This is a genomic window from Pseudorhodobacter sp. MZDSW-24AT, assembly GCF_002794355.1.
GTDB lineage: Bacteria > Pseudomonadota > Alphaproteobacteria > Rhodobacterales > Rhodobacteraceae > Pseudotabrizicola.
Genome location: NZ_PGOI01000007.1, coordinates 291,394 through 307,272 on the forward strand (window position 1 = coordinate 291,394; position 15,879 = coordinate 307,272).

14 protein-coding genes are annotated in these 15,879 nt (G+C 64.7%); 3 read left to right on the top strand and 11 right to left on the bottom strand.

What is annotated here, in order from left to right; translation table 11 throughout:
• Nucleotides 1-85: 85 nt before the first annotated feature.
• Nucleotides 86-1,243 (bottom strand): phosphoserine transaminase, encoded by a 1,158-nt coding sequence (locus tag CUR21_RS07445; protein WP_100196377.1) that lies wholly within the window; start codon nt 1,241-1,243, stop codon nt 86-88.
• Nucleotides 1,244-1,391: 148 nt separating this feature from the next.
• Between CUR21_RS07445 and serB the strand changes: the two genes are divergently transcribed.
• Together serB and CUR21_RS07455 are read left to right on the top strand one after the other, a co-directional pair.
• A complete protein-coding gene (gene serB / locus CUR21_RS07450) occupies nt 1,392-2,267 on the top strand; it encodes a phosphoserine phosphatase SerB (protein ID WP_100196378.1) in 876 nt (291 codons plus the stop codon).
• Nucleotides 2,264-2,734, top strand: coding sequence for a GNAT family N-acetyltransferase (locus tag CUR21_RS07455; protein WP_100196379.1), 471 nt, complete (start codon nt 2,264-2,266; stop codon nt 2,732-2,734). Before serB ends, CUR21_RS07455 begins: the two co-directional genes overlap by 4 nt.
• On the opposite strand, the gene CUR21_RS07460 is transcribed toward CUR21_RS07455, so the two are convergent.
• Nucleotides 2,721-4,328 carry an alpha-amylase family glycosyl hydrolase gene (locus CUR21_RS07460; RefSeq protein ID WP_100196790.1) on the bottom strand — a complete coding sequence of 536 codons (1,608 nt, stop codon included), beginning with the start codon at nt 4,326-4,328 and terminating at the stop codon, nt 2,721-2,723. The two genes, CUR21_RS07455 and CUR21_RS07460, sit on opposite strands and share 14 nt — an antisense overlap.
• Before the next feature lie 114 nt (nt 4,329-4,442).
• On the opposite strand from CUR21_RS07460, the gene zapE reads away from it, so the two are divergent.
• On the top strand, nt 4,443-5,522 hold the full coding sequence (gene zapE, locus CUR21_RS07465; RefSeq protein ID WP_100196791.1) for a cell division protein ZapE: 1,080 nt from the start codon (nt 4,443-4,445) through the stop codon (nt 5,520-5,522).
• 121 nt (nt 5,523-5,643) lie between these two features.
• Here zapE and CUR21_RS07470 read toward each other — a convergent pair whose 3' ends face one another.
• The 9 genes from CUR21_RS07470 to CUR21_RS07510 form a co-directional block, all read right to left on the bottom strand.
• Nucleotides 5,644-6,408 carry a TSUP family transporter gene (locus tag CUR21_RS07470; protein ID WP_100196380.1) on the bottom strand — a complete coding sequence of 255 codons (765 nt, stop codon included), beginning with the start codon at nt 6,406-6,408 and terminating at the stop codon, nt 5,644-5,646.
• Between the two features lie 60 nt (nt 6,409-6,468).
• The gene (locus CUR21_RS07475) at nt 6,469-8,370 is read right to left on the bottom strand and encodes a beta-galactosidase (RefSeq protein ID WP_100196381.1); all 1,902 of its coding nucleotides are present in this window, start codon (nt 8,368-8,370) and stop codon (nt 6,469-6,471) included.
• Between the two features lie 22 nt (nt 8,371-8,392).
• Nucleotides 8,393-9,223, bottom strand: a complete 831-nt coding sequence (locus CUR21_RS07480; protein ID WP_100196382.1) for an SMP-30/gluconolactonase/LRE family protein — start codon at nt 9,221-9,223, stop codon at nt 8,393-8,395.
• Nucleotides 9,220-9,828: a 2-dehydro-3-deoxy-6-phosphogalactonate aldolase gene (locus CUR21_RS07485; protein WP_100196383.1), complete on the bottom strand. Its 609-nt coding sequence runs from the start codon at nt 9,826-9,828 to the stop codon at nt 9,220-9,222. The genes CUR21_RS07480 and CUR21_RS07485 overlap by 4 nt, the downstream gene beginning before the upstream one ends.
• On the bottom strand, nt 9,825-10,724 hold the full coding sequence (locus CUR21_RS07490) for a 2-dehydro-3-deoxygalactonokinase (protein ID WP_100196384.1): 900 nt from the start codon (nt 10,722-10,724) through the stop codon (nt 9,825-9,827). The genes CUR21_RS07485 and CUR21_RS07490 overlap by 4 nt, the downstream gene beginning before the upstream one ends.
• Entirely contained in the window at nt 10,721-12,787 is a 2,067-nt protein-coding gene (locus tag CUR21_RS07495; RefSeq protein WP_100196385.1) for an alpha-galactosidase, read from the bottom strand. The genes CUR21_RS07490 and CUR21_RS07495 overlap by 4 nt, the downstream gene beginning before the upstream one ends.
• Nucleotides 12,787-13,632, bottom strand: coding sequence for a carbohydrate ABC transporter permease (locus CUR21_RS07500; RefSeq protein WP_100196386.1), 846 nt, complete (start codon nt 13,630-13,632; stop codon nt 12,787-12,789). Before CUR21_RS07500 ends, CUR21_RS07495 begins: the two co-directional genes overlap by 1 nt.
• Nucleotides 13,633-13,636: 4 nt before the next feature.
• Complete coding sequence (locus CUR21_RS07505; protein ID WP_100196387.1) at nt 13,637-14,524, bottom strand: carbohydrate ABC transporter permease; 888 nt, start codon at nt 14,522-14,524, stop codon at nt 13,637-13,639.
• Between the two features lie 96 nt (nt 14,525-14,620).
• Entirely contained in the window at nt 14,621-15,856 is a 1,236-nt protein-coding gene (locus CUR21_RS07510; protein ID WP_100196388.1) for an ABC transporter substrate-binding protein, read from the bottom strand.
• Between the last annotated feature and the right edge of the window lie 23 nt (nt 15,857-15,879).

Below are 15,879 nucleotides of genomic sequence, written 5' to 3' on the forward strand. Positions count from 1 at the left end.
TCCTTGAAAAAGGGAAAGGGGGCGGCGGGGGGAACCCCGCCCTACAAATGAGGGGGTCGGGCGGGGTTTGCCCCCGCCTTCCCGATCAGGCCGCTTGCGCTTGCGCTGCGATCTCTGCCTCGAAGGCATGGGCGATCCACGGCATCAGCGCTTTCACATCCGATGTTTCCACCGTCGATCCGCACCAGATCCGCAGCCCTGCCGGGGCATCCCGATAGGCGCCGATGTCATAGGCCACCCCGGCCTTTTCCAGCCGCTTGGCCACGGCCTTGGCAAAGGCCTCGCCATCCACGATCCGGGCATCGGCGAATTTCAGGCAAACGCTGGTGGTCGAGGCGATCTCGGGCGTCTCGGCCAGATTCTGCAACCACGGGTTTGCCGCGCAGAAATCCCAGACCACCTGCGCATTGGCGCGGGCGCGGGCCACCAGAGCCGGCAAGCCCCCCAGCGATTGCGCCCATTTCAGCGCCACCAGATAATCTTCCACCGCCAGCATCGAAGGTGTGTTGATCGTCTCACCGACAAAGATGCCTTCGATCAGCTTGCCCTTGGCCGTCAGCCGGAAGATCTTGGGCAGCGGCCAAGCGGGGGTATAGGTCTCCAACCGCTCCACCGCGCGCGGGCTGAGGATCAGCACACCATGCGCGCCCTCTCCGCCCAGCACCTTCTGCCAGCTGAAGGTCACCACATCCAGCTTGGCCCAGTCCATCTCCATCGCGAAGGCGGCCGAGGTGGCGTCACAGATCGTCAGCCCCTTGCGATCTGCCGGGATGGCATCGGCATTGGGCAGGCGGCACCCGCTTGTGGTGCCATTCCAGGTGAAGACCACATCGCTGTCAAAATCGACGGTGGCGAAATCGACGATCTGGCCATAGGGCGCCTTCTTGACCTTGGCGTCCAGCTTCAGCTGCTTGACCACATCGGTCACCCAGCCTTCGCCAAAGGATTCCCAAGCCAGCATCTCCACCGGGCGCGCGCCCAGAAGCGACCACATCGCCATTTCCACCGCGCCGGTATCCGACCCGGGAACGATGCCGATGCGATAGCCCTCTGGCACGCCCAGCACGGCGCGGGTCAGGTCGATCGCTTCTTTCAGTTTGGATTTGCCGACAGCGGCGCGATGCGAGCGGCCCAGCGGCGCGTCTTCCAGCATCGAGAGGGAGAAACCGGGGATCTTGGCGCAAGGGCCAGACGAAAAACGCGGATTAACCGGGCGCGTTGCCGGGGCGATCAGATCAGCCATGGTATCCTCACAGATAAATGCCCTTCGTTGGGGAAGGGTGTCCCATCGACGCGTCTACAGCCGCGCGCCCTCTGGCACAAGGGGGAAAATCGTCGTAATGCGGCGCATCACCGCGCGAAACCGACCTCTGCCGCCAAAGGGATGCCCCATGTTCACCGCCACGCTGCTGACCGATCCCGAAACCCCGGTGCTCGACCGGGCCACCGTCGAATCCCTGCGCAATGCTTGGGGCGGCGGGGAGGCCATCTGGCTGGACCCGGGTGTTGCCGCCGAATTTCCGCTCGGGTCGGTGCCGGACAATCTGTGGGACGTCTGGGCTGGCCTGCAACCCCTGCGCATCGATCTGGCGGTGCAGCCCAGCGCCAACCGCCGCAAGCGCCTGCTGATCGCCGATATGGACAGCACCATGATCCAGCAGGAATGCATCGACGAGCTGGCGGATGAGGCTGGGGTGGGCGCCTATGTGGCGGGCATCACCGCCCGCGCCATGAACGGCGAGCTGGATTTCGAGGCCGCCTTGCGCGAACGCGTGGGCCTTTTACGCGACCTGCCCGAGGCGACCATCGCCCGGGTGATCCGCGACCGTATCACGCTGATGCCGGGGGGCCGGGCGCTTCTGGCCACGATGAAGGCCAACGGGGCCCATGCCGCGCTGGTTTCGGGCGGCTTTACCGCCTTTACCGCCCGCATCGCCGAAACGCTCGGCTTTGACGAACACCGTGCCAACACGCTTCTGATCGCCGATGCCAAGCTGACGGGCCATGTCGCCGACCCCATCCTTGGCAAACAGGCCAAGCTTGATGCGCTGCACGACATCACCGCCCGGCTGGGCCTCACGCCCGCCGATGCCATCGCGGTGGGGGACGGCGCCAATGATCTGGCCATGCTCAACGCCGCCGGGGCCGGTGTCGCGCTGCACGCCAAACCCGCCGTCGCCGCGCAGTGCAGCCTGCGCGTCAACCACGGCGACCTCACCGCGCTCCTCTACCTGCAAGGCTATGCGCGCGAAGAGTTTGCCGCATGATCATCCGTGACGCCACACCCGACGACGCCGCCGCCATGGCCGCGCTTCTGAACCGCATCATCGCCATCGGCGGCACCACGGCGCATGAAACCGCCAAAACCCCGCAGACCATCCGCCACGATTACATCGACGGCCCCCACACCCGCACCTGCGTGGTGGCCGAAGACGAGGGCCGCATCCTTGGCTTCCAAGCCGTCGACACCACCCATGGCGAGGCGCATATCGGCACCTTCGTCGACCCGGACACGCAGGCCAAGGGCATCGGCGCGCAGATGTTCGCGCGCACCCGCCAGCTTTGCACCGACGCGGGCATCCCCGAGCTCTTCGCCGCCATCCGCGCCGACAATGTCCCCGGCCTTGCCTATTACGCGCGTATCGGCTTTGCCGACATCGGGCACGAACCCGATTACGCGCTCTCCACCGGCGCCATCGTCGGCCGCGTCCACCGCAAGCTCAGCCTGCGCTAAGCAGCAAGTCCGCCGTCCCTTCCACAAAGGCAAAGCCGTTCGGCCCCAGCGTCAGCCGCCCCGCTTCCAGATGCGCGGCATGGCAGGGCGCGCCCGGCATCAGTGCCCCTGCCGCCTGCACCACCACCGGACGCGCCGACAGGTTGAACACGCAGGCCAGTCCCTCGCCGCGCGCAAAGCCCAACAGCGGATCGGGCAGGTTGAAAAACCGCGTCCGCCCCAGCCGCAGCGCCGGCGTCGCCCGCCGGAAGGCCAGCATCGCGCGGTAGAACTCCAGCACCGACCCCGGCACCCCGTCCTGCTCCGCCACATTCCTCGCCATCTGCGCGGGCTTCACCGGCAACCACGGCGTCACCTCGGAAAACCCGCCATGGGGCGACCGGTCCCAGACCATCGGTGTCCGGCAGCCATCGCGCCCCTTGTAATCGGGCCAGAACCGGATGCCCGGCGGATCGGTCAGCTCTTCAAATTCCAGCTCGGTTTCCATCTGCCCGGCCTCTTCGCCCTGATACAGGCACACCGACCCCTCAAAGGACAACAGCATCGCCGCCGCCAGCTTGGCCACCGCATCGGGCGCGCCATGATCGGCCCAGCGCGTCGCGTGCCGGATCACATCATGGTTGGAAAAGGCCCACATCGGCCAACCCTCGGGCGCGCCCTGAAAGAAGCCTTCGATCTTTTCACGGAAATGCGCAGGCGTGAATTCCGGCCCCAGCATGTCAAAGCTATAGGCCATGTGCAGCCGCCCCGGCTGCGTATATTCCGCCATGATCGCCACATTGCGCCACGCGGCGTCGCCCACCTCGCCCACCATGGTGCGGCCTTCGTATTCATCGGTCAGCGCCCGCAGGCGCTCCAGCCAGCCCGGATTCTCGGGCCGGGACTTGGAATACAGATGATCCTGCATGTCATAGGGGTTCACCGGCGGGCGGTTGTCGCGCCCCGGCATCGGCCCGTTCGACCGCAATTGGGCGTCGTGGAAATAGTAATTCACCGTATCCAGCCGGAACCCGTCCACCCCGCGCTCCAGCCAGAAGCGCAAAACCTCCAGCGCCCAATCCTGCACCGCCGGATTGTGAAAGTTCAGGTCCGGCTGGCTGGGCAGAAAGTTGTGCAGATAATACTGCCGCCGCCGCGAATCCCACTCCCACGCAGAGCCGCCAAACACCGACAGCCAGTTGTTGGGCGGGCTGCCATCGGGCTTGGCATCGGCCCAAACATACCAGTCGGCGCGCGGATTATCCCGCGTCATCCGGCTTTCGCGGAAAAACGGGTGCTGGTCGGAACTGTGCGAAATCACCTGATCGATGATCACTTTCAACCCAAGCTCATGCGCCCGCGTCACCAGCGCGTCAAACCCCGCCAGATCGCCAAACAGCGGGTCCACATCGGTGTAATCCGAAACGTCATAGCCCATATCGGCCATCGGGCTTTTGAAGATCGGCGACAGCCAGACCGCATCCACCCCCAGCGCGGCCAAATGCGGCAGCCGCGCGGTGATTCCGGCCAGATCGCCAATGCCATCCCCGTTGGAATCCTGAAATGACCTTGGATAGACCTGATAGGTCACCGATCCGCGCCACCAATCCGCCATTGCCGCACCCCACATAATTTGCGCCACTCAAACCGTTTTGAATCGGGCGTTCAAGCCGAAATCGGAACAATCCGCGTGTTGCCGGGGTTGGGCATACAGATGTATACCACCCCCATGCGCCAGACCCTGACCCAGATCTATGACGCCCGCATTGCAGCTGGCACCCTGCGCCCCGATCCGGCGCAATATGCCGTGCTGCCCGAGTTGGAAACGCTGCGCGCATGGCTCGAACAGAACGCCAGCCGCCGTACCGGCCTCTTTGCCGGGCTTTTTGCCAAGCCGCTGACGCCGCCCAAGGGCCTTTACCTTTGGGGCGGGGTCGGGCGCGGCAAATCCATGCTGATGGATCTGTTCACCGACGCGACCGAGATCACCCAGAAACGCCGCGTCCACTTCCACGCCTTCATGCAAGAGGTGCACCACGGCATCCACGCTGCCCGGCAAAAAGGCGTTGAAGACCCGATCGCCCCGGTGGCCGAGGCGATCATCAAAGGCACCCGCCTGCTCGCCTTTGACGAAATGCAGATCACCGACATCACCGATGCCATGATCGTGGGCCGCTTGTTTGAAAAGCTCTTCGCCGCCGGGGTGGTCATCGTCACCACTTCGAACCGGGTGCCGGAAGATCTTTATCTCAACGGCCTCAACCGCGGGCTGTTCCTGCCCTTCATCGATCTGTTGCGCGCGCATATGACCGTGCATGAACTCGAAAGCCCGAATGATTACCGCCAGCACCGGCTGGCGGGGGCGCAGGTCTATTTTCACCCCGCAGGCAAGGCCCGCGCGCAGATGGATGCGATCTGGGCCGATCTTACGGGCGGCAGCACCGGCCAGCCGCTGAAACTCCCCGTCAATGGCCGCACGGTCGAACTGCCGCGCTTTGCCAACGGCATTGGCCGCGCCAGCTTTTGGGAACTCTGCGCCCGCCCCCTCGGGGCCGCCGATTTCCTCGCCATCGCCGATGCGGTGCGCGTGCTGATCGTGGAAGACATTCCCCAGCTTTCGGCCAGCAATTACAACGAAGCCAAGCGTTTTGTGTTGCTGATCGACGCTCTGTATGAGGCGCGGGTGCGCCTGATCTGCTCGGCGGCGGATGAACCCGAACGCCTGTACACCGAAGGCACCGGCAGCTTTGAATTTGAACGCACCGCCAGCCGCTTGCGCGAAATGCAAGGCGCAGGCTGGGGGCAGTAAATACTGGGGGGGCCGCAGGCTGTGCGTCAGCCGCGTTCGGCGTGGGAAAGTGTTAAAAATCCCTTAACGGGGACAGGTCAAGTCCTTGATATCACAGTGTATCACAGGTTGACCCCCTGTGTTACACACCCCAGACCTGCCACAGCAACCGCGCAGCCATCAGGCTCGAGGTGATGACCAGCAAAGGCTTGATCAGCCCCGCCCCCACCCGCATCGCGAGCCGCGCCCCCAAGGCCGCCCCCCCGGTCTGAGCCGCCGCCATCGCGAGCCCCACCGCCCACCACGTCGCCCCCGAAAAGACGAAGACCATCAAAGAGCCGAAGTTGGAGGCAAAGTTCAAAAGCTTGGTATGGGCCGTCGCCTTGAGCACCCCATAGCCCGCCAGCAGGATGAAGCCGAGCATGAAGAAACTCCCCGTCCCCGGCCCAAAGAACCCGTCATAGGCCGCGATGAGCGGGACGGCCGTAAAGGTGAACACCCCCGGCCCCATCCGCTGCGCCCGGTCCAGATCCGTCAGCCCCGGCTTGAAGGCAAAGAACAAGGCCACCGCCACCAGCACCACCGGCATGATCACCCGCAAGACCTCGGCCGGGATCAGATGCGCGACCAGCGCGCCCCCGGCCCCCGCCAGCAGGCTGACGAGCGCCATCCCGGCCTGATCCTTGAGCCGCACATGCCCCGCCCGTGCATAGCTGATCATCGCCGTCCCCGACCCGAAACAGCCCTGCAGCTTGTTGGTCGCCAGCGCCTCCACCGGGTTCGCCCCCGCCAGCAGCAAGGCAGGCACCGTGATCAGCCCGCCCCCGCCCGCGATGGCATCGACAAAGCCGGCCAGAAAGGCGGCAAGGATCAGCAGGGCCACAAGATCGGCGGTCACTTCAAACATCTCGGCCCCACAAGGATTGCGGGGCCGTTCTGATCTGCCTGCGGGTGGATGTAAAGACCGCTAGAGCGCCGCCCAATGCACGCCCGCCGCCGGGATCGTCACCCCCGCCCACTCCACCGCGACCGGGTTGTAGTTGAACCAGAACCGGTGGCTGTCGCTGTCGCGCCGCCGCAACCCTTCGGGCAGCATCTCGACCGTCAGCCCCGCCCGCGCACAGGCCGCGATCAGGATGCGGTCCAGCGCAGCATCATCGGGCCAGCCCGCCAGATAGTGCAGCCCCCCCGCGGCGATCAGCGCGGGATGGCCATCCTCGGCCACCTCCAGCACCTCAGCGCTCGTCTCCACCTTCTCGCGCCAGTGGAGCAGATTGCCCCCGCCCACCAAAGGCACCGGCACATCCGGCGGCAGGCTTTCCACCCGCATCACCGTGGCCTGCAACCCCGGCAGGTTCGGTGGCAGCGGCACCGGCGTGGCAAACTCCACCGTCTTGGCATTGCTGCGCGGGCCGATGATGCTTTGCCCCTGATGCGCGGCCAGTGCGGCCAGAAACGCCTCGGAGAGCGTGGCCACACCGGGGGCCAGCACCAGCGGATAGGCGGACAGATCGGCGGTATCGGGCGGCAGAATATCCACATTCAGCCCCAGCCGCCGCAGACCTTTGTAAACGTGGAACACCAGCCGGAAGTAATCGAAATCCCGCCCCTGCGGCTGCGTCTGCCAAGCCCAGGCCGAGGCATAGTCGAACACCAGCCCCACATCGGCCTTTGCCGTGCCCTGATCCGGCAACGCCGCCAACTCGCGCGCCACCTCCATCGCCTCGTCATAGGCGGGGGCGGCCACCGAATCCGGGCGCAGCAGGCCTGCGTGCATGGTTTCCTGCGCAAAAGGTGCCTGCCGCCAGCGGAAATAGCACACCGCCTCGGCCCCATGGGCAAAGGCCTCCCACGCCCAAAGCCGCGCCATGCCGGGCAGCGGGTCGGGGTTATAGGGCGCCCAGTTCACAGGACCGGGCTGCTGCTCCATGATCCACCACCGCCCGCGACCGACAGCGCGATACAGGTCGTGGTGCAGGGCCTGCAAATCCGGGTCGCCTTGGCGAACAAAGCGCCGCTTGTGCTCGGGCGAGGCTTCCAGCCGGTCTGACAGGAACCCGAGCGGATAGCTGTCCCAAGACGCGATATCGAGATCTGCGCCGACGTCGAAATGGTCGAAATCGGTGATCCGGCCCATGTAATTATGCGCAATCGGCGCGTCAGTATGGCGGCGCAGGATCTCGGTCTGCAAGCGGTTGAAGCTGACGACCTCGTCACTCGCAAAGCGGCGGAAGGCCATCACATGCGCGGGGTTCGCCTCTGTCACCGTCAGGTTGGGCAGGCCGATGTCGTCAAAGCGGTCATAGTCCATCGACCAGAACACATTGCCCCAAGCGCGGTTCAGCGCGTCGGTGGATTGATACCGCTGCGCGCACCAATCACGGAACGCGGCAAGGGCTGCGGGCGAATAGGACAGCACGGTATCATGGCAGGCGTATTCGTTATCGGTCTGCCACGCGGCCACGTGCGGGTTGCGGCCATAGCGTTCGGCCATCGCCTGCACGATCCGCGCGCAATCCTGCCGATAGCCGCGGTGCGAGAAATCATAATGCCGGCGCGAGCCAAAGCCGCGCGGCCGCCCTTGGGCATCGACCGCCAGCATATCGGGGTGGCGGTCCAGCATCCAGCGCGGCGGGGTCGCCGTTGGCGTGCCCAGCACCACCTTCAACCCATGCCGTCCCAGCGTGTCAATCGCGCGGTCAAGCCAGCCCCAGTCATAGGTGCCCGGCACCGGCTCCATCCGTGCCCATGCGAATTCACCGATCCGCACCCAAGTCAGCCCAAGGGCTGCCATGCGGGCGGCGTCTTCCTCCCACTGCGCCTCGGGCCAATGTTCAGGGTAATAGCAGACGCCAAGGGTGCGCTTCATGGGTAGGGTCCAGTGTTTGGGATCAGAGCAGGACGCGCGGCTCGGCGCGGCCCTTGAAAGAGGTGTCCACCGCAAAGGTCTGGCCGTTTGCGGGGTTTGCGTCGGTCAGATCGCGCGCGGCCGAGGTGCAGTAAAGACGGCTGAAATCCGCGCCGCCAAAGGCCGGACAGGTGGTTTGCGGGCAGGGAAAATCGTAGTGCGCCAGCTTTTCGCCTGCGGGCGTATAGGCTTCGACACAGCCACGCCCCCAGAAGGCAATCCACAGATTGCCCGCCGCATCGGTGACCGCCCCATCGGGATACCAGCCTGGCGCGGTGAAATCCAAAGCGACCTCCGGCGCGGCACAGGGCCAGCCGCTCGCATCCAGCGCCACCCGCATCACCTGATGCGTCGGCGTGTCGCTGAAATAGGCGGTGCGGCCATCGGGGGCGAAGCACTGCGCATTGGTCACGGTGATGCCGCCCCACAGCTTGCGCATTTCGCCCTTGTAAAAACGGTAGAATGCACCTGCGCCTTTGGTTTCCTGCTTGGACATGGTGCCGATCCAGAAGCCGCCCATCGGATCGGCGCGGCCATCGTTCGACCGGTTGCCCGCGATCTCGGGTTCAAGCGCGCACAGCGTTTCCTCGGCCCCGGTGGACAGATCAAAGCGGAACAGCCGCGACTCGGATGCGATCAGCAGCGCATCGCGGCTGATCCAGCCCGCCGCGCTGACGATCTCCGGGAAATCCCACTGGCGGCTGGCGGAATGCAAACGCTTGTTCACAATGTCGAACCACAGCAACTCCCCCCGCTCGGGGTGCCAGAGCGGCCCTTCGCCCAAGGTGCAGTTGGTGGTGTCAAACACCGTCATTTCACCGCCTCGTCATAGGCGGCCACAATGGCCTTGGCCCGCGCCGTCACCTCGGCCACCGACAGACCGGGGGTGTAAAGCGCGGTGCCGATGCCAAAGCCGTTTGCGCCCGCCTTCACCCAGTCGCCAAAGTTCTGCGCCCCGGCCCCGCCGACCGCGTAGACCTGACAGCCTTTTGGCAACACCGCGCGGATCGCCTTGACCCCTTCCGGCCCGATCAGCGAGGCCGGAAAGATCTTCAACCCATCCGCCCCGGCCTTCAGCGCGGCAAAGCATTCGGTCGGCGTCATCACACCGGGCCAACTGTCCATCCCACGCGCCTTGGTGGCGGCAATCACCTCGGGGTCGCAGTTGGGCGACACGATCAGCGTCCCCCCCGCCGCCTGCACCGCCGCCACATCCGCCACCGTCAGCACCGTGCCCGCGCCGATCTGCGCCACACCCTGCAAAGCCCGCGACATGGCCGCGATCGACGTCAGCGGGTCGGGCGAGTTCAGCGGCACCTCGATCCGGGTGATCCCGGCGGCCACAAGCGCCTCGGCCACCGGCACCGCATCGGGCGGGGTGATGCCGCGCAGAATGGCAATCAGGTTGCGGTGGGTCATGCGGTGGTCTCCAACTGGCGGGCAAGGCTGGCCAACCCGGCGAGGCTACATTCTGTGGCGGGCAGCAGTCGTGCCTCTACCCCTTGGGTGCGCAAAGCACGCGCATAGCTTTGGCACAGCGCATCGGCCCCAATCAGGGTGACCGCCTGCCCCAGCCAATAAGGTTTGGCCGCAGCCAGTTCGATCCCTATCAGCAGTCCCGAAAGCCGCGCGCGGGCGCGGGCGGGGGACAGGTCGGCGATCAGCCCTTCGGCACGCAGGTTGAACAGTTGCGCGCCGATCCGGTCGGGGCGCGACAGCGCATCGGACAGGCCGGTATCAAAGGCGGCGTCGTCCCAGCCCTTGCCCTGCATCCCGTGCCGCAACACCGACTGTTCCGACAACAGCGCAAACATCTCGCCGGTCAGGAAGGTCTGGAAACTCACCACCTCGCCCGCGCTGATCTGCGCCCATTTCGAATGGGTGCCGGGCAGGCACATCACCCCGTCAAAGGCCGGATGCAGCGCAAGCGCGCCCGCGATCTGGGTTTCCTCACCGCGCATCACATCGGCGGGCTTGGCCTGCTTCAACCCCGGCGCGATGAACACCGCGATCCGCGTCTCTTGCACCGGCACCTGCACCAGTCCGGCCCGGTCCAACGGCGTGCAAGGCACCGCGCGATAGGGCGCCTCGAACCAGCCCTGACGGCTGCCCGCCATGCCGCAGACGATAACCGGCACCACCTTTGCGCCCAGCCAAGGTGCAATCAGCGCCATCAGCGCGGGTTCGAACTGATCCCGCGTCAACCGCCCCATCCCGTCATCCGAGGTGGCCTGCGCGCGGACGCCCTCGGGCCCCATCGCCCAGACCCGCAGGTTCGAGGTGCCCCAGTCTACCGCGATCCAGTCTGGCGTCACAGCCGCTCTCCCTCTACCACCCACATCGTCGCGGGCCATGCCACCGGCAACAAGATCCCCTGCCCCATCAACGCGGCCCCCGACAGGACCAGCGGCCCGTCCTTCAACGCATTGGGGCCGCGTGACTGCGGCGGTTTGTCGCCCGGATTGCGCAGGGTGATACGATAGCGTGCCGCAGGGTCAAGCCCGGTCAACCGCAAGGGGCGCGGCAGGATCTGCACCGTCTGCGCATTCTGCCCGGCAAACAGCACAAAGCGCCCGCCGTCCTTGGCCAGCTGCATCTCGGCCGTGACCGTGGGGTCGGCACTGTCCAGCCGCAGGATGCGTCCCGCCATCATCCAGTCGCGGTTCGCCTTGTACCACGCTGTCACCTCACGCAGCACCGCCGCATCAGCGTCCGAGATCTTGCGCGGGTCCATTTCAAAGCCGAAATGCCGCTGCGCCGCCACCCAGGCCCGAAAGGCCATCGGCAAGGCGCGCCCCGTGGTGTGGCTGTGAAAAGCGCCGACATGGCTGCCGGTCACACAAGAGGGCAGGAACAGCGCCGCATCATGCTGCATCCGCAGCCGTTCTTCGGCGTCGATGCAATCCGACAGCCACACCCGATGCGTGCGCGCCAGAATGCCGGCGTCAATCCGCCCGCCGCCCGACGCACAGCTTTCAATCTCTACCCCCGGATGCGCGGCGCGCAGGCGGTCAAACAGATCATAAGCGCCATCAGCCTGCGCAACATCCACCACCGGCAACAGCCGGTTGTGATCCCATTTGATGTAGTCGATGTCATATTCGGCCAGGATCGCCGACACGGCGGTGAACAGGTAATCCCGCACCTCGGCCCGAGACAGATCCAGCACCAACTGGTTGCGGCCCGTCACCTGATCCACCGGCCCCAGCATCCAGTCGGGATGCGCGCGGTGTAGATCCGAGTCGGGGTTCACCATTTCCGGCTCGAACCACAGGCCAAAGGTCATCCCCAGCGATTTCACATGCGCAATCAGCGGGTGCAGACCCTCCGGCCATTTGTTGCGGTCAATCGTCCAGTCGCCCAGCGAGGTGGTGTCATCATCGCGGCGGCCAAACCAGCCGTCATCCAGCACAAAGCGCTCGGCCCCCAGCGCGGCGGCACGGTCGGCGATTTCCGACAGATCGGCCAGCGTGTGGTTGAAATAGATCGCTTCCCAGCAATTGTAATGCACCGGGCGCGGACGGCCGGGGTTGGGCCAAGTGACCACGCGGTCGCGCGTATCCGCCTGAAACGCCGCGGCAATCCCGTTCAGCCCGCTCTGCGAATGGACCGCAATCAGCTCGGCCGTTGCAAACCGCCGCGCGGGTCGGGGCTCCGCCCCCAAAGGCGCGCCGAACTGCACCTGACGGCGGCCATCGGGCAGCTCTTCGGCCACCATCCGGTGCCCGCCCGACCACGCATAATGCAACGCATAGGCCGCGCCTTGGGTGTTGGTGCAGCCGAATTCGGGCAGGATCAGATAGGGCGGGTGCTCATGCCCCGACCGGCCCGTGCGCGCCTCGCGCAGGCGGATGCCGGGGGTCCATTTGACATGGTTCAGATGGAATTCGCGCACCCAGCGGCCGTGCACATCCACCATGGTCTCGGCCGCCTGCGGCGCCGGCAGCACGGGCGCCGCCAGCCAGCTGATGCGGATATCGCGATCCGCCTCTAGCACCGTTTGCAGGGTAAACACCCCCGTCGCCTGCGCGGTGATGTGATGCGTCAGCGTGATCCCTTGGGCGGTCGAGATCAGCGACAGCCGCCCCTCCGCCGCTTCGGTCCGGTCAAAGCGAAAGACGGGATGCAGCGGCGTGCCATCGGCCTCGGCGCAGATCAGCCCCGGTTGCCCGGCAAACACCCGGCCCGACTCCGGCGTCAGCGTCAGGTCGGGCAGCGTGTCGATCATGCCCCCGGTCAGATCATGGCGCGCACTGGCGGCCAGTTGCGCCAGATCTTCGCCCTCGGGCAGCCGCGCGCCCCAATAGATCACCGCCGGCAAGCCGCCATCCGTGCCAAAGGCAAGCGTCTGGCCGCCCGCATCCATCCGCCATTGCATCACTTCACCGCTCCAAGCGTCAGCCCGGCAATGAAATGCCGTTGCATAAGGAAAAACATCAGCACCGGCGGCAGCGCCGCAAGGATCGACCCCGCCGAGACCAGATGCCACTGCGCGATCCACTGCCCGTTCAGCGAGGACAGGCCCGCCGTCACCGGTTGCGTCGCGGCCGAGGTGGTCAGCACCGTGGCCCAGAAAAAGTCATTCCAGATAAAGGTGAAGACCAGCACTGACAGCGCGGCAATCGCCGGGCGCATCAGCGGGATCACGATGAACCAGAAGATCCGCCATTCCGAAACCCCTTCCACGCGCGCGGCCTCGATCAACTCGACCGGCAGCGCCTTGATGAAATTGCGCATGAACAGCGTGCAGAACCCGGTCTGGAACGCGATGTGGAACAGCGCCAGCCCATACCAGGTGTTATACATCCCCAAGGACAGCGTCAGATCGCGCACCGGCACCATAAGGATCTGGAACGGCACGAAATTGCCCGCAACGAACAGGAAGAACACGATTAGGTTCGACGGGAACTTGTACACCGCAAGGGCAAAGCCCGTCATACAAGACAAGGCCAGCGCGCCGATCACCGTGGGGATCGTCACATAAAATGAGTTCAGCATGTATTGCAGCATCGGCGTATTGCGGAACACGGTCGCGTAATTCTCGAAGGCAAGCGCCGAGGGCAAGCCAAAGTAATTGCCCTGCGCCAGATCCGACGCGGGCCGGACCGAGGTCATGGCAACCCCCAGAAGCGGCAACAGCCACAACAGAAGCGCCACCGGAACGGCGATTTTATAAAGCATCTGCGACGGCGCAGAGAGTTGGGAAATAGGACGCGGGAACATGGACTTAACGCTCCGTCTCGTCGCGCCACATCTTCCAGATGAAGCCCGAGATGAAAATCATCATGATGGCGAACAGCACCACGGCAATCGCCGCGCCATAGCCCATGCGATAGCCGTATTCCGACAGGGCCTGTTCGAACATGTAATAGGACAGCACGCGCGACGACCCGAACGGCCCGCCCGCTGTCATGATCGACACAAGATCGAAAGACCGCAGCGCCCCCAGAAGCGTCACCACCACGGCGATAAAGGTGGCGGGGCGCAGTTGCGGCAGGATCACATACCACAGCATCCGCCAGCCCTTGGCCCCGTCCAGCCGCGCGGCCTCCACCTGATCGGGCGCCACGTTGTTCAGACCCGTCAGATACAGGATCATCACATAGGCGATCTGCGGCCAAAGTCCGGCGGCGATGATGCCATAGGTCACATAACGGTCATCCGCCAGAATGGCGACACCGCTCCCGGTCAGCCATTCGATCAGGCTGTAGAACAGGCCGAAGTTGGGCGCATAGAACCACGAGAACATCAGGCCAACCACGACCTGCGAAATCACGAAAGGAAAAAAGAACAAAGACTTGTAAAGCCGCATCCCCGTGATCGTCTGATTCAGGAAAATCGCGATCAACAGCCCCGCCGGGACCGCCAGCATATAAAGAACCAGCCAAATCACGTTGTTCTTCAACGCGGTGTAGAAGGCATCGTCATCCACCAGTTCGACATAATTTGCGGTGCCAATCCAGCGCGCCTCGCCCAGCCCGTCCCAGTCGTAAAAGCTGATCCACATCGACTGAAAGATCGGGATGATCACATAGACCATGAACATGATCAGGCCGGGGGCCAGAAACAGCCAAGGGGCCAGTTTGCGCTGGGTCAGTCTGCCTGTCGCGGGCATGGGCGGCCTCATCTCATCCGGGAAAGCAAGGCCCCGGCGATCACACGCCGGGGCGATGGGGCAGAGCAGCACCGGGTGCCGCTCCGCCTGACTGCGTTACTGATAGATCCGCGCGCGGGACTTTTCGAGCCGGTCAAGGATCGCATCAAGGTTTTCAGGCCGCACCATGAACTCTTGGAAGCCTTCCATCCCGACCTTGGCCATTTCGGCAGGCGCGTCGCGGTCAAAGAACTGCGCAATGCCGCCCGGCGTGGTCGAAAGCATCTCGAACCCGGCCTTCAGGAACGGGTCTTCGCCCACGGTGGCATCGGCATTCACCGGCAACTGGCCAAGCGCTGCGTTCAGCTTGGTCTGCACATCGGCGCGGGCGACATAGGCCATGAACTTCTTGGCGTCGTCCACGTTCTTGGCCCCTGCCGGGATGAAGACGGCATCGGTCGGCGCTTCTTCGGCGCGCGGCACGTCGGCGTTGATCGTCGGGAAGGGCAGGAAGCCCAAGGTCTCGTCGGTCATGCCGCCTTCCTTGAAAGCCGCAACCGCGAAGTTCCCCATCACATAGTTGGCCGCTTTGCCCTGCACGATCAACGGCACCGCATCCTGCCAGTCGATCGCGGCATGGTTCGCGGTGGTATAGGGCAGCACCTTGGCCCATTCGGCGAAGGTCGCGCGGACACGGTCATCGGTCCAGGCCACTTCGCCATTGGTCAGCGCCTTGTGGAACTCATACCCGTTGGTGCGCAGGTTCAGATAGTCAAAGATCCCGGCGATCGGCCACAACTGGCTCGATCCGGTGGTCAGACAGTCGATGCCCGCGGCCTTGAACTTCTCGCAATTGGCCAAGAATTCTTCCCAGGTTGCGGGAATAGTGGCCCCAACTTGGTCATAGACGGTGCGGTTGAAATACATGCCCCACTGGTAATAGGTGTAAGGCACCATCCACTGCTTGCCGTCCTGCGTCACGATCGGCAGGGTCGACGCCAGCTTTGTGGTCAGGTCATTCTCGGCGTAAACGTCCGAAATATCCAGAAACAGCCCGGCCGAGACAAACGGCGCCATCCGGTTGGCCGGATACCAGTTTGCCACATCTGGCGGATCGGTGGTCAGGAAGTTGCGGATCGCGGTTTTGTAGGCCTCGCGGTCCATGATGTTCATCTGGACGTCAACATCCGGGTTCTCGGCCTCGAAATCCGCCACCAACTGCTCCCATGCCGCTTTCGGCGCCGGATCGTTGTTGTCGGTGGTGAAGGTCAAAACCCGTTGCTGCGCCGATGCCGCCGTCGTCATCAGCAGTGCCGCGGTCAGCGCCAAAGCGCCCCGTGCAAGATGGACCATGGTTTCCTCCCTTTGGTTCCATT

Excerpts from the sequence above, each read along its gene's own strand:
- CUR21_RS07445 (WP_100196377.1), bottom strand. The coding sequence starts at position 1,243 with ATGGCTGATCTGATCGCCCCGGCAACGCGCCCGGTTAATCCGCGTTTT.
- serB (WP_100196378.1), top strand. The coding sequence starts at position 1,392 with ATGTTCACCGCCACGCTGCTGACCGATCCCGAAACCCCGGTGCTCGAC.
- CUR21_RS07455 (WP_100196379.1), top strand. The coding sequence starts at position 2,264 with ATGATCATCCGTGACGCCACACCCGACGACGCCGCCGCCATGGCCGCG.
- CUR21_RS07460 (WP_100196790.1), bottom strand. The coding sequence starts at position 4,328 with ATGGCGGATTGGTGGCGCGGATCGGTGACCTATCAGGTCTATCCAAGG.
- zapE (WP_100196791.1), top strand. The coding sequence starts at position 4,443 with ATGCGCCAGACCCTGACCCAGATCTATGACGCCCGCATTGCAGCTGGC.
- CUR21_RS07470 (WP_100196380.1), bottom strand. The coding sequence starts at position 6,408 with ATGTTTGAAGTGACCGCCGATCTTGTGGCCCTGCTGATCCTTGCCGCC.
- CUR21_RS07475 (WP_100196381.1), bottom strand. The coding sequence starts at position 8,370 with ATGAAGCGCACCCTTGGCGTCTGCTATTACCCTGAACATTGGCCCGAG.
- CUR21_RS07480 (WP_100196382.1), bottom strand. The coding sequence starts at position 9,223 with ATGACGGTGTTTGACACCACCAACTGCACCTTGGGCGAAGGGCCGCTC.
- CUR21_RS07485 (WP_100196383.1), bottom strand. The coding sequence starts at position 9,828 with ATGACCCACCGCAACCTGATTGCCATTCTGCGCGGCATCACCCCGCCC.
- CUR21_RS07495 (WP_100196385.1), bottom strand. The coding sequence starts at position 12,787 with ATGCAATGGCGGATGGATGCGGGCGGCCAGACGCTTGCCTTTGGCACG.
- CUR21_RS07500 (WP_100196386.1), bottom strand. The coding sequence starts at position 13,632 with ATGTTCCCGCGTCCTATTTCCCAACTCTCTGCGCCGTCGCAGATGCTT.
- CUR21_RS07505 (WP_100196387.1), bottom strand. The coding sequence starts at position 14,524 with ATGCCCGCGACAGGCAGACTGACCCAGCGCAAACTGGCCCCTTGGCTG.
- CUR21_RS07510 (WP_100196388.1), bottom strand. The coding sequence starts at position 15,856 with ATGGTCCATCTTGCACGGGGCGCTTTGGCGCTGACCGCGGCACTGCTG.